8 protein-coding genes and 3 pseudogenes are annotated in these 12,825 nt (G+C 67.8%); 6 read left to right on the top strand and 5 right to left on the bottom strand.

Going from position 1 to position 12,825, the window contains the following annotated elements; all coding sequences use genetic code 11:
• Positions 1-617 precede the first annotated feature (617 nt).
• Together ACFTZL_RS29710 and ACFTZL_RS29705 are read left to right on the top strand one after the other, a co-directional pair.
• Positions 618-758 carry a DUF6233 domain-containing protein gene (locus tag ACFTZL_RS29710; protein WP_382588718.1) on the top strand — a complete coding sequence of 47 codons (141 nt, stop codon included), beginning with the start codon at positions 618-620 and terminating at the stop codon, positions 756-758.
• 32 nt (positions 759-790) lie between these two features.
• Positions 791-1,009 (top strand): annotated as a pseudogene (locus ACFTZL_RS29705) (hypothetical protein); the annotation flags it as partial.
• Positions 1,010-1,233: 224 nt separating this feature from the next.
• On the opposite strand, the gene ACFTZL_RS29700 reads toward ACFTZL_RS29705, so the two are convergent.
• Together ACFTZL_RS29700 and ACFTZL_RS29695 are read right to left on the bottom strand one after the other, a co-directional pair.
• Positions 1,234-1,365, bottom strand: a complete 132-nt coding sequence (locus ACFTZL_RS29700; protein WP_382588717.1) for a hypothetical protein — start codon at positions 1,363-1,365, stop codon at positions 1,234-1,236.
• 486 nt (positions 1,366-1,851) lie between these two features.
• The gene (locus ACFTZL_RS29695; RefSeq protein WP_382588715.1) at positions 1,852-3,054 is read right to left on the bottom strand and encodes a hypothetical protein; all 1,203 of its coding nucleotides are present in this window, start codon (positions 3,052-3,054) and stop codon (positions 1,852-1,854) included.
• Between the two features lie 158 nt (positions 3,055-3,212).
• Between ACFTZL_RS29695 and ACFTZL_RS29690 the strand changes: the two genes are divergently transcribed.
• A complete protein-coding gene (locus ACFTZL_RS29690; RefSeq protein ID WP_382588713.1) occupies positions 3,213-5,240 on the top strand; it encodes a helix-turn-helix domain-containing protein in 2,028 nt (675 codons plus the stop codon).
• Between the two features lie 173 nt (positions 5,241-5,413).
• Here ACFTZL_RS29690 and ACFTZL_RS29685 read toward each other — a convergent pair whose 3' ends face one another.
• Entirely contained in the window at positions 5,414-7,663 is a 2,250-nt protein-coding gene (locus ACFTZL_RS29685; protein ID WP_382588712.1) for an NACHT domain-containing protein, read from the bottom strand.
• Between the two features lie 453 nt (positions 7,664-8,116).
• Here ACFTZL_RS29685 and ACFTZL_RS29680 point away from each other — a divergent pair, with 453 nt between their 5' ends.
• Together ACFTZL_RS29680 and ACFTZL_RS29675 are read left to right on the top strand one after the other, a co-directional pair.
• Positions 8,117-9,865 carry a hypothetical protein gene (locus tag ACFTZL_RS29680; RefSeq protein WP_382588710.1) on the top strand — a complete coding sequence of 583 codons (1,749 nt, stop codon included), beginning with the start codon at positions 8,117-8,119 and terminating at the stop codon, positions 9,863-9,865.
• 69 nt (positions 9,866-9,934) lie between these two features.
• Complete coding sequence (locus ACFTZL_RS29675; protein WP_382588708.1) at positions 9,935-10,093, top strand: hypothetical protein; 159 nt, start codon at positions 9,935-9,937, stop codon at positions 10,091-10,093.
• Positions 10,094-10,155: 62 nt separating this feature from the next.
• Here the strand turns inward: ACFTZL_RS29675 and ACFTZL_RS29670 are convergent, their stop codons facing one another.
• Complete coding sequence (locus ACFTZL_RS29670) at positions 10,156-10,827, bottom strand: SMI1/KNR4 family protein (RefSeq protein WP_382588706.1); 672 nt, start codon at positions 10,825-10,827, stop codon at positions 10,156-10,158.
• Positions 10,828-11,287: 460 nt separating this feature from the next.
• On the opposite strand from ACFTZL_RS29670, the pseudogene ACFTZL_RS29665 reads away from it, so the two are divergent.
• Positions 11,288-11,766 (top strand): annotated as a pseudogene (locus tag ACFTZL_RS29665) (lamin tail domain-containing protein).
• 265 nt (positions 11,767-12,031) lie between these two features.
• Here the strand turns inward: ACFTZL_RS29665 and ACFTZL_RS29660 are convergent.
• Positions 12,032-12,825: pseudogene (locus tag ACFTZL_RS29660) on the bottom strand (sigma factor-like helix-turn-helix DNA-binding protein); the annotation flags it as partial.

Raw genomic sequence — 12,825 nt, 5'->3', positions numbered from 1 at the left:
GGTTTACGGACGTGGGGGGCCGCCTGCCGGGGCGGCCCTTCGTCCTGCCGTAGAAGGTAAGGGACCTGCGAGTGGCCCGCGCGGCGCTTCTGGCCGCCAGGCGCATTCCGTTAATTCCGCTTCCCCGTAGGGGAGTTGGTGCGTCTACAACTTTTCTATAGGTCAACTTCTAGACCCGCCGATCTGCGGGTATATGGGTTTCCTCCGTAAGTACTGCCCGCCAGGAACGTCCGAAAGTCGACGCATCACCTATCCGCATTTCGGTGCCTTTGTCAGGACCTTTTCGCTCAACCGGCAGTCAGCCAGCGAGCAGTCAACGCGTGACACAGGTCACACTGATCCACTTCATCGACCCGTCGACCCGAAAGCGATCACCGCTGGCGAGCCGGATACACGGGCGATTTATTCGAACGCATGAACGATGACTCGTCTCGTATGGACCTGCTCCGCTTCGCGCGGCGGGTAGTGGTCCAGCAGGCGACGGCCACCCTAGGCAGCTCGACCGGTGGATCGCCGACGAGGAGCAGCGGGAGGCGGAGCGGCGGCAGGGCGAGGAGCGACGACCGCCGACGGAGTGGCTCGCGCAGCACGGGTTGAACCGGCGGAACGTGGACGCCATGCACCGGGTGGACTGCTGGGCGGCGGCGAGCAGACGATTTCGGCCAGCGACGCGAGCCCAGGCGCTCGATGCGCTGAGGCACGAGATCCCGGCCTGCGTGCGCTGCCGACCGGATACGGAACTCGGCCTTCTGGACTAGAGCTGGCACTCCTGGTCCACCAGAGGAGACCCCACATGGTCCGCCTCGGCTGGCTCCGCTCCCCGCAGTCGATCGAGGTCCGCTTCGGCACCAGCCGGGCCGGGGCCGTCGACATCACGCTCTACACCACCGCCTCCGTCGACGCGGTCATCCCCGCCCACCCCGAAGTCGACTGGGAGCAGCTGCACGCGGTGGAGAAAGGCCGGCGCTCCCCGCTCGCATCGCTGCACCCAGCACCGGCGACCGCCTGAGCCTGCGGGCACCCGTCCCGCGCTACGCCGGTGCTCCCCCACCCGCCGCGTCCCAGCCGTCCAGAAAGGCGGCCAGGGTGCGGCGTTGCTCCGCCTCGAGGGCGACCTGCCGGGCGAGGGTCGCGGTCGACGTACGGGGCAACGGCGGCGAGGACCAGGCGCTGGAGTTCGGACGGCTCCAGCGCCTCCACCTCCCACTGCACCGGGCGGTGGGGATCGAAGCCCTAGCGGGGGGCGAAGGCCGGCCACCTCGGGTCGCCGCGTTTGCCCGCCGTCGCGGGCAGCTCGTAGTCGCGCACCTGCTGGTAGGTCAGCAGCACCCGCTCGGTGTGGCTCCAACAGCCCGTGCGCGCCACCCAGTCCCGCTCGATGTCCTCGCCCGAGCAGTCGAAGTCACCGACATTTCTCCGGGGCCCCGCGAGCGTGCGGTTGCGGCTCGCAGCTCAGAAGCGGCCGATGACGCTCTAGACCGTGCAACAGGTGTCGCGCACGAACGGGCGGGATGTCACCCGTTCGAGGTGGACAGGAAGAGTCCGGGTGATGGTCACGGAGCCGATCTTCAGGACCTCGACTTCCTGGACCGGACCGTGGTGCGGTGCTGCCCGGTAAGCCCACCGCTCCCCCACCTCCATGCAGCCTCACTCCTCTCGCCGATGTCACGCCGCCATCCTGCTCCTTGTCGCGCGGAAAGTGCGGGCGATCGTCGCAGTATGCGGCGCGTTGGTAGGTCGTGCATGCCACGACGGGCTCGCTGCGAGCGGGCACATCACGGGCGACGATGACCGAGAGCGGAGTGAGCCTCGGGGCGCCGCGGAGCGGGCTCCGCGGCGGTGATGTGGGGTTCAGGTTCGGCGGAGCAGTCGCCGAAGGGCCTGCCTCAGTCGTGCCAGCCGCGGTTGCGCTGTTTCGGGGGCGGGCGGTGCCGGTGCCGGTGCCGGCTCGGACTCTGTCGGCGGTTGCGGCGCGGCTACGGCCGTCGGCAGAGCTGGCTGCGATGACGCGGGAGTCTTGGCCGGAGCGAGCTGGCCCTTACGGACGAATTGAGCGCGGGCTTGGGCGCGGCGGTAGCTTTCGCGGCCGTGCTGGGCGCGTTCCAGGTCGGCCATGGTCTGCGGGGCGGCAGTCAGCAGGGTGGGAGCGGTCAGAGCCCGCAGCGGGAGCGGGATGAGGCCCCACCAGGTGGCGTCCGGAGCGGGTCGGGGGTGGCTGATCTTCCAGTCACGTTGGAAGGACGCGGCCGGGCCTGTCCAGTCCTCCCCGCTGCGGGGCTCGTGCCGGATGCTGTGTCCGCCGAAGGGGATCAGCAGGAGTCCCTGGGCTCGCCAGGCGACGGCGACCGGGGTGGTGGCCAGGCTGCGTTGGGTGGTGGTGGGAGTGAGGCGCTCCAGTCGCTGGTTTTGCCGGTGGGGGCGCACGGTTATGTGTCCGAGGTCGGGGGTGTGGGTGGGGGTGAGCCGGTCGTACAGCAGCCAGTGACGCGTGGTGGTGTCGCGGGCGGTGTAGGCGAGTTGATCGGCTTGGCGGGCGGAGAGATCGCTTGCGTAGGCGAGGTGGATGGTGATGCTCCCTTGATGGGAGCGCAGGCGCAGGGCCAGCACGGGTGGGCATTCGCCGTCCGCGACGGCGGTGACGGCCAGCTCGATGCGCGTACTGGGCTGGGTGGTGTGGAGTTGTTCGGCCAGGACGCGGGCGTTGCGGATGGCTGCGGGGATGCTGGCCTGTCGTGCGGGGCTGGCGTTGCAGCGGTCCGGGTCGTGCCGTGTATGGCGGAAACGGGCGGTGAAGTCGGGGCGGGTGCGGGGGCCGCAGTGCTCCAGGGGCAGGCCGCATGCCAGGCAGCGGTAGCGGCCCTGGGCGCGCCCGCGCGGAAGCTGCGGGGCTGGGCTGGTGGAGGTGGTGAGGTCGAGCAGGAGGCCGGTTTTGGTGTCGAGGGCGATGTTTCCGCTGCGGGGGCGCAGTCGGCGTGTGGTGGGGGCAGTGTGGGCCGGCGTGGATGCGGGCGACTGGGTTGTGGCGGGGACGGCGGTGCCGGTCTTCGCGGTCATGGGTGGCTGGCTCCAAGACGAGGTCGGGGAAGAGCGGTTCGTCTCGAGCATGCGGCGGCCGCGAATTGTCCACCCGGACTGAGAAGGGTTCGCGCAGGTCGGCTCTGGACATTGTTGGCAATGTCCAGGACAACGGCATTGTGCAGGTGGGGGCAGTGATGGCCGACAGCAAGAAGCGGGGACGGAAGCCGGCACCGATTCGGGCAGAGACACCAGAAGCGCGACGGCTGACGGTGTTCCTGCGCGAGCTGCGGGAGCGGTCCGGCAAGACCTACAACGATCTCGCGGTGAAGCTGAACTGGTCGCGTTCCAGCATCGGCAACCACTACAGCGGCGCTGTTCCATCCCGGGAGGTGGTGGTGCAGCTGGTCGAGGCGACCGCCTTCCCGCACGAGGTGGAGCAGAGGAAGGCGGAGGCCGTTCGTCTGTGGGAACGCGCCGCCCATCCCCCTGCCGCGCAGCTGGCGGTGCGCCGGGATCCGGCCGACGCCCAGTCCGCGGTAGCCCGCTACATGCACGACGGGCGGTCGCGGTTATCCGAGGCTGACCAGCAAAGCCGCCGACTCGCCAGGGAGTTGACGACCGCGCAGGACCTGGTGGTGATGCTGACCGCGCTCAACACCAGCCTCGACGCCCGCATCCAGGAACTGGCTGCCACCCCGGATGAGGGCAACAGCGGACAGATCGAGCAACAACTCTCGGAGGTGCTGCAGCAGCTTGAGCAGGCGCAGAAGGATCTGGTGGAGGCCCGTGGAGCACGCGATCAAGCAGAAGCGCTCGCCGCGACCGCCCGACGCCGCTGTCTGGAACTCGAGGAAGAGCTCGCCTTGCTCCGGCTGCTCGACCCCGGCTCCTCGCCGCCTGCCGACTCTGCTGAGCCGGAGCAGGGGCCGGGTCTCGACACCCAGGCGTTGCTCGCCGACCCGGAGGAGGCACTGCGCACCGCGCGGCGCCTGCTGGACGAGGGCCGCACGCTACGGGGAGAGGCAGCCGACTCTCTTGGGGTGGCTGCTGCCACCGTCGCCACGAGCCGGGTGGTACGGCGCAGCGAGCGCTGGCAGGCCTCTGCACTGGTTCTGGGACGGGCCCTGGGCTGCGTGCTGGCCATGAGCGGCGCGGCCGTGCATGTGGTCACCGCGCCGGCCTGGCATCTTCTGACCGCTCCGGTAGTGATGCTGGGTGTGCTTCTGGCTGTCGACCCATGGCGCTGGGTTGCCGTGGCGTGGCCCTGGCTGCGGGCTCTCATGCGCCGTGAGCCGCTGCCCCGGCAGTTGCCGGTCCTGCTCGCTGATCTCAGTCCTCGGCTGCTGCGCGGTCTGACCGCAGCGCTGACGGCCGTCGGTGCCGGCTACACGACCTGGCTCGCGCGAGATGATCAGCTGTGGTGGCTCTGTCTCACTCTGCCCGGCACTGCGGTGATGGTCCTGGCCACGATGTTCGGCTACGACCGCGGCCTGGTCCGAACCCTGCGTGCGGCGCTCGCCGACGTGCGAGCCGATCTCACGGCTCCCGTCCTCTCCGCATCCTCGCCCCTCGAAGAACAGCACCTGCCGGCCCGACAGCGGTGGATCCAGATCCTCGACGGCAGGTGGTTCGACGCCCGCGTCGATGAGATAAGGGACTTTCTGCGCAGGCCGTGGAGTCCCCACACGCCCTGGTGGCTGCTGCTGTGCCTGACGCCTTTGCTGTTCATCGCGCTCGTCCCCATCGGCGCGGCCATCGAACGGTTCTTCCGTCCCCTGACAGAACATGCTGGCGGCGTATGGTCCACCATCAACCAGCCCGTCACCCACTTCCTCAGCACCCACACCGACGGCCTGCCCTTGAGCCCGCAGACCGCTCATGCACTGTGGCTGACGGGCGGCATCGCCATCGCCCTGCTGTCCGCCGCAACCCGCAGTTTCGCAGCGCGCCTGACCTGGGCCCTGTGGGGAGCCGCGACAGTCTGGATGACGTGGGCGGCCGCGCCCGCCACCGCGCGTCCGACAGCCGCAGGCCTGGCTGCCATCGTCTGGGGAATCACATCGGTGATCGCTCTCAACGGCGTCGGTACCCGCCCCCGTGTCACCACCATCAACCTCATCGGTGACGTCCCCGCCGCTCTTCAGGAGCACCACGCCACCGACACGTCCAAGAACGACCAGGACACAGCCGACAGCGAACAGCAGCCGACAGCCCCCGTGTGAGGACGACGGCATGGCACCGGTCCAGAGAGCCCGGTCCTCGGTCTCTCCATCTGAGCCGACCGACTTGTGTGGCCGCGTACCGCTCGTGGCGTTGCGCTGCCCGGGCAGATCGAGAATTGCGGGCTGGGCAGGGTGAGCGGGTCCGCTGCCCCTGACCTCCGCACATAGAGGGCTCACCTGTTTGCGGTGAACCTGAGGCCCATCCGCGGAGCCCGAGGGTGGGGCAATTGAGCCTGAACAGCAAGGTGGCCCTGCAGTCGGGCGTGGCGGAACTGGTAGACAGGGCCCACTTGGCGCAGGATCCCGAGTTGGTGAGCTTCGGCGAGAAATGCCTGCAGCCGCCAAGGGATACGGCCACGCGCCGCGAGGAGGAGGCGCGCGAGGGAGTAGTGAGGCCAGGAGTACGCGGCCAGGGCCAGGGTGAAGCCGACTGGCCCCAGGCCGAGCAGGACGTGGTAGACCACCGATGCCATGGTGGGAAGGTCTGCCGATACGAGACTGAAGGTCGTGAATGCCACGGCTACGGCGAGAGCGCTGGCAGCCCCGCTGACGAGAGAGATCTGTCGGTCCGCCAGGACAGAGGGCCTGGGCGTCGTTGCCTCACTGACGGCAACAGGTACTCGTACCAGCGCCAGGGCAGCCAGGCTCACCCCGAGGGCGGCTCCGATGGCCACACCGCCCCAGACGGCGGCTGATGAGACAGCGCCGTGCTGAGCGTAGGTAAGGATCACAGCGACTGCCTCGCTCGTTGCAACGACGCTCATCGCGATGGCGATCGCACGGGGTCGGCCGTGGCGCCGGGACACCAGGCGTGTATGGGGGCGACTGGGCATTCGCGGCGGAATGGGCAGGCCGTTGCCGATGAGCACGAGCCAGAGAACGAAGGCAAGACTACAGAAGTTGACCAGAGCAGCCGTCGGCATGTGGCTGTGCACGAAGTAGTTGACCAGGAGAATCATCGGAATTGCGGTCGACGTACCGGCAAGGGCGCAGATGACTTTGGTCAGGCCTGGCCGAGTTGCTGCCCACTGTCGCGTGGCCAGCGTGCTGCTGACAACCGACACGGAAATCGTGCTTGAAGCAGCCGCCAGGTTCACCAGGAGACCCCACCAGATACTGATCTCTTCCGAGGTTGTAAGCCGCGCACTTGGCAGGAGAGCCGCCAGTGTGACTGCAGCTACTGCCAGGGCTCGTCGCCAAGGCGTGGACAGGGTCGGTACCCACTGGTAGAGGTGCCACCAGGCCAGATCGTTGGTACCGCGTGACTCCAGCCCGGCCGCCAGAAAGGTGAGGTACTGGCGTGCGTGGTGCGGGTCCCAGCTGCGTCGGGCGGTGGGATCCTGGCGGTAGGCACGTTCGTACAGTGTGGGAATCAGGGCATCCAGCAGGTGGCGTTCGACGTCGGCGGCGGAAGGAAAGCGACGAGTGTCGCTCAGTTCCTCCGGCTCACCATGGGCATCGGCATAAACGGCACGGGCCAGTGCCACGGTCATGGGGCGGGTCAGAGCCTGGGCAGCGGCCCCCTCAGGCTCACGCACCACATGTTGAGTCAGCGTGCACCAGGAGTCCTGGCGTGGTCCGGGGGGTGTGGCCAGACGCAGCAGTGCGAGAGCGGCTTGAGGCCGGATGGGGGCAGGGGCAATGACCGCTGCGGCGTTGAGGACACCCGCAGTTGCTACGGCGGCGGTGTAGTCGGCGGTGCGGCAGGTGAGAACCAGAGGTGCATGCGGATCGAGCGTGCTGTTCAAGGTTGCCAGGACGGCGTCGCTGCCTGGCTGGGGGCGCTCATCAAGCCCGTCCAGCATGAGAAGGAGCCGGCGCTCCGCAATCAGATCGGTGATCGCGCTCGGCCCGTAGGCCTCGGTATCGGTCAGCACGGGATAGTCGGCGGCGATCTGGCGCCGCAGCCAGCTATGCACGCTGTCACGTGATGGATCAAATGACGCAAGGGAGAGCAGCACCGGTACTGGCTCGGCCTCGTCACGGTCGCGCAGCAGAGCGAGTGTGAGCAGCACGGCCAGAGTTGTCTTGCCCGATCCGGCAGGCCCCAAGACGACGAGCCGGCGTCGGGTGAGGCCGCGGAAGGCATCTGCCAGTTCCTGCAGTGCGTCGGCTCGGCAGATGAACGCGTCACCGATCAGCTGCCGGTGATCGCTGAGATGCGGGACAGGACAATCGGCCCACAAGACGGGCAGTGGCGCGGGGTCGAACAACTGACGGAGCACTGCCTCGTCCTGCCACTGCCTATGAACCAGCCGTGCCAGCGTCCGGGCTGCCTCCGCCAGATGCACGGCAGTCGACCGGCTATGCCGTGGGTTTCGTCGCCAGGCCCAGGTCGCCATCACACTGAACAGGCCGATCACGGCCGCCGCCAATGAGCTGGCGTTGCCGATTGCCGCAGGCTTCAGCTTCCAGACGACCAACAGGCCAATCGTCACAGCAGCGCTGAGCGCCCATGCCAGTACCCACCGCGAGCGCATACCCGCCCCCTGAGTTCCGCTCGGCCCCTTCGATCAACGATCAGCCCAGGAAGCAGGTAACGCCTGGCCAGGTCGACGTGGCCGATGAAACCCAGCCTCGAAGCCAGGTTGTCGAGAAGAGCGGCGAAGTAGGACGGCTGAATGCTGGCCGCCTTGCCTTCGAGCCCCTGGTACAACTTGACGGGCCTGCACAGCAGACGAGAGCACAACGTCTAGTGCTGCAGGACACGACGACGGTAACCACGGCACTGGCCTTCCCGGCGGCCGCGCGCAAGGGAGCTCCGCCTGGTGGCTCATCTCTTTCTCCGGTCACGTAAACCGTAATCTTGACCATAGGTATCGCTGCATGGACCTGGTGGGGTTGGTCGCACAGTTGTCCGATAGAAAGGTCACAGGTTGTTATCCCTCACCAGACGCCGGCGGTGGACGGTCCTTGGCGCGATCCTCGCGGTCGTCCTCGGTTCCGCACCCACCGCCACCAGCTACGCGGCCAGGTCCGATACCCCTCCGCCTGTCCACGGCCCCGGCGAGCGCACAGCGATCGCCGCAGCGCCGAACACGCCCAACGCCCCCGAGGCGGGACCGCCGTTCACGAAGACCGACGGGGTGTGGCAGGTCAACACCACCACACCGACACTCCGTAACACGGTCACGGCCACCAGCGGCCACAAGACCACTGCGACCTTCGAAGTTCACACCACCGATTCCAGCGGCAAGCCCACCGGCACGGTCGTCAAGCTGACCGACGCCAACGAATGGGGCGTTCTCGTCTCAGGAGAGGTGGACGCGGGAAAGCCGGCCTCGGTGAAGGTTCCCGCGGGCAAGCTCAAGAACGGTGTCACCTACGCCGTCCGCTCCTCGGGGTACGACGTCACCAGCAACGTGTACGAGAACCACTGGTCGCCGTACTCCACCTTCAAGATCAATGTCCCTCCGGCGGAGAAGCCGTACGCCACCTTCCCCGCTCCGCAGGCCACGTCCGGCATCGACTCCCTTGCACAGACCCCGAGAGAGTTCGGCCGCACCAACCCCGGCCCGATAGCGGGCACGCAGCGCAACGACGCCGGACGGAACTGTTCGGCCCCGGACTCCCGGGGCCGGAAGGTGTGCATCGAGATCAGCCGCGATGCGCCGACCCGGGCAGACGCTGCCGTCGCCAAGAAGGCCACAAGGAGTGCTCTTCGGGCCGACGATCTCGTGTCGTGGTGTGCCTCGAAGCCGGACGGCGACGACTACATGAACCGGACCGAGGCATGCCTGAAGACCGTCGGCTACGCGACCCTGATCTTCCTCGACGCTGAAGAGCTGCCGCAGTTCGGGACTGCCACGTTCGCGCTGTCCCAGCAGATCAAGCTGTACAACAAGCAGGCGGACACCGGTACGCCCCGGGCGGAGTTCGACCAGCAGCTCACTGTCATACCGACGACGATCGACGCGGCCACGGAAGGTGTCCACCTCACCTGGGTGCCGTCCGACAACTGCAACGACTGCACCAGCTCGCAGGTCAAATGGTCGAGCGACGACGGCCTCAACACCACGCCGCACTGGGCCGTTGGCGAGGTCGGCGCCAAATACGCCATGACGGCCAAGGTGCAGACGCTCTGGAACGGCACCGGCGTGGAGCAGTTCGACCTCGGCTGGGGCCTGCGCGGTTCCGTCGGCGCCGGCAACGCGCACGCCCAGACCAGCCTCGGCACCAGTGGCGACGTCCGCGTCCGGGAGCTCGCGCCACGATGCGACGACATCGCCGGAGGCAACATCAAGACCGGCTGTGTCTTCCCGTACTTCAAGCCCACCTGGACCGTCGACACCAACCTGTACCCGGCGGCCGGCGCCTACTACTGGCTGATACAGGAAAAACTCCCCTCCCACCCCGGCAGCCCGAGACTGGACTCCCTCGTCACCTACCTCGGCCCCGGCAACAACGCCGACCCGAACGGAGGCGACTGGACCGCCGCGAAGAGCCGCGGAAAGGTCTGCCCCAGTAACTGGACGCCGAACAGTGCCACACCGACCGGATCGTGTGACGAGTACGCGCCCGCAGCTACGCACCAGAGCGGCGGCATGCCCAAGGGCCCGAACCAGGTCGGCTCCGGCGACGAGTGCGCGCAGCTCTACACCAAGCCGATGACCGGCGGAACATGAGGCCTGCTCGCCGACAACCGCAACGGCTACCCGGGCCCGAAGTGGAACGAGAAATGCGGTCGTGCCTCCGTGCCGAAGGACCAGAACGAGGGCGCCTTCCGCGACGTCGGCATCAAGTTCGTTCCGCAGATGCGGCTGCTCGACGAGGACGGGTACTTCATCAGCAACCCCGGCTTCGAGCACTGCAAGAACGCCGACACCGTCTGCGCATGGAAGAAGATCGGCTGACCTGACCGCCTGACTGACCGACCCTGGGGCCGGAACACCCCGTTGGTGTTCCGGCCACACTGCTACGCGAAACGTGTCCAGTCCGCATCCAGGGGATACACCAATCCGTCCCACACCAGCGCCTGGTCGACGAGACCGGGCACCGTCGAATCCTGGTGCCCGTCCGCGTCCTCCACGCCCCGGTTCTCGTACAGGGCATCAGCTACTTCGATGAGGTAGTCGGCAAACGACGGCCACACGCCCAGCTTCGGGATGCCGGCCTCTTCGAACGTTCCGATCCGGCCGTAACCGGGACCTGGGGTGCAGTCCGTGAACAGCCCGTACAGGCCGCTGCGATCGGTCGCCGCGAACGCGAGATACCGCACCACAGGGTCGGCCGGCCGGCCGATGGTGTAAGGGCCTTCACCCCAGAACGGCAAATGCTCCACCGGGGGGATCGCGTGCTTCATCGGCAGCAGCCAAGCAGTTCCCCCTCCGTGTGAGGCAAGCCCGGTCTCCGGCTCAGGCGTCCAGCCGAAGTCGGCAGGGTGACCAGTGCCGTTATGAAGAAGGTAGAAGGCCCGTAAACCCGCGGGGACGGTCAGATCGAGGTCCTGCTCAACCGCACGGATGTCAGCCTCTGCAGCGGGCGGGGCAAGCATCCGATACGAACGTGGAGCATTCTGCTCAAGCCACGCCTCGATCCTCGCCCACGCGCCCTCAACCGCCCGTTCCTGCTGCTGGTCGTCACTCATACCCGCGACCCTACGGATCTCCAGCAAACGCAACAGTGGCCTGCACCACGCGGCAGCAGCCGACTCTGGCGGTTCAGCCGCGTGCTCCCGCGGCTCCGCAGGTGAGGCCAGAGCCCGAGCACTCCGCAACCAGATGGCTGTTACTCACTTTCGAGTGACGGCCCGATCCCTTGCGGGGTGGCGCATCGTGGCGGGGAGAAGCCGCGCCCCAACCCCCGCACGGCCTGTCCATCTGTCAGCACGTCAACATCACGCAAGGACGATATAGATGGATGTCACATACGAGAGTTACGGAAAACCTGACAACAGGTAACAAGGGCCATGTTTTCCTCTCATCTTCTCCACGGCGTGGACAGAGTGCGTGGGCGGCAAGCCGGCCGTCACCGCACACGACACCCGATGACCCGGGCAGCCCGCAGGGGCTCCTCGGGGGAAGGTGTCCGCACCATAAGGGGACCTCTTGTCCGCTTCCGTTTCTGTCACCGCTCGCCGTCTCGCCGCCGCCACGCCCACCGTCGGCGCTCTTCTCTCCGTGGTCACGCTGCCGGCCTCCGCCGCCGACCACCGCCCCGAGCGGTCGAAGGTGGAGATCTCCGACGTCCAGTACGCCCCCCCGGCCGCGACGACCGCTCCAACCGCCCCCTGAACCGGGAATGGGAGGAAATCACCAACACCGGCCGCCGCAGCGTCAACCTCAAGGACTGGACCCTCAAGGACGAGGACGGCCGCACCTACACCTTCGACCACTACCGCCTCGAAGGCCGCACCACCGGCCACGGCCACACCGGCCACGGCCGCGACACCGACCTGTACCAGGACCGCCACCACCACGTCTGGAACAACCGCCCCGACACCGCCACCCTCCACAACGACCACGAACGCATCATCGACGACGAATCCTGGCGCAACCACCACCGTCACGACGGCCACCACCACTGACCCAACACCGCGCGCGTGAACTGAACACCCCACCCACGCCCCGACAGGACACCACGCACCCGGCCTAATGGTGGCCGGACGCGTCTCGTTTCTCGGGCCGCCCTGGCGCAGGCCTTTCGGCAACAGGCCTGACGAGTTCTCGAGCTGGTGGGCGAGGCCGGCGTTGGGCTGTGCACGAAAACCCGCAGGGGCGGATTCATTGCCGTGAGAGCTTGCAGGTGCCGACGGGCGAAGTGGTCTCGCGCGGGTTGGCGGGCGGGCGGGCTCAGGGCGGGGTGGGCAGATGGACCGAGGCGAGTTTGGCTGGGTCGACGACGATGTGGATGCCGGTGATCCGGCCTTCGGTGACGGTGAAGGCGATGATGGACAGAGGGCTTCCGTCGGGACGCCAGGACATCTGGCCGGGGATGCCGTTGACCAGCACGGGGCGGTGGCGGGCGACCTCGCCGGAGAACCTGCGGGCGCCGGCGGCGACCTTGGTGGCGCCGAGGGTGACGACCATGCCGTCGGGGGTGTCGACGGTCAGCTTCACGTTCGGGTCGAGGACACGCAGGAGCGCTTCGAAGTCGCCGCTGAGAGCGGCGGCACCGAATGCCTGGACGACCTCTCGGTGCTCGCGGCCGGGGCCCGCCGGCCGGTCCGTGGCTTGGACCTTGCGGCGGGCACGGCTGGCGATCATCTTGGTGGCGTCGGCGGATTTGCCCAGGATCTGGCCGATCTCTTGGAACGGGACCGCGAACATGTCGTGCAGGACGAACGCCAGGCGCTCGCTCGGGGTAAGCGAGTCGAGCACGACGAGCAGGGCGAGGCCGACCGAATCGGCCAGCGCCACCTGCTCGTCCGGCGTGGGGTCGTCGTCGGGTGTCACCACGAGGTTCGCCCACTCTTGCTCGTAGGCGGTTTCGGGGTGGGCTCTGCGGGATCTCAAAAGGTCCAGGCTGATGCGGCCGACCACGGTGGTCAGCCAACCCGCCAGGTTGCCGATGGTCGCCTCGTCCAGGCGGACGAGGCGCCACCAGGTTTACTGGACCCCCTCCGAGGCGTCGGCGGGGGAGCCCA

This window comes from Streptomyces sp. NPDC056948, from assembly GCF_042674225.1.
Lineage (GTDB): Bacteria > Actinomycetota > Actinomycetes > Streptomycetales > Streptomycetaceae > Streptomyces > Streptomyces purpurascens.
Note: the sequence above shows the minus strand (reverse complement) of the source record. Positions and strands in the feature narration are given on the sequence as shown.

Bases quoted from the DNA above. Each gene is read 5' to 3' on its own strand.
- ACFTZL_RS29710 (WP_382588718.1), top strand. From the start codon at position 618: ATGCACCGGGTGGACTGCTGGGCGGCGGCGAGCAGACGATTTCGGCCA.
- ACFTZL_RS29690 (WP_382588713.1), top strand. From the start codon at position 3,213: ATGGCCGACAGCAAGAAGCGGGGACGGAAGCCGGCACCGATTCGGGCA.
- ACFTZL_RS29670 (WP_382588706.1), bottom strand. From the start codon at position 10,827: ATGAGTGACGACCAGCAGCAGGAACGGGCGGTTGAGGGCGCGTGGGCG.
- ACFTZL_RS29695 (WP_382588715.1), bottom strand. From the start codon at position 3,054: ATGACCGCGAAGACCGGCACCGCCGTCCCCGCCACAACCCAGTCGCCC.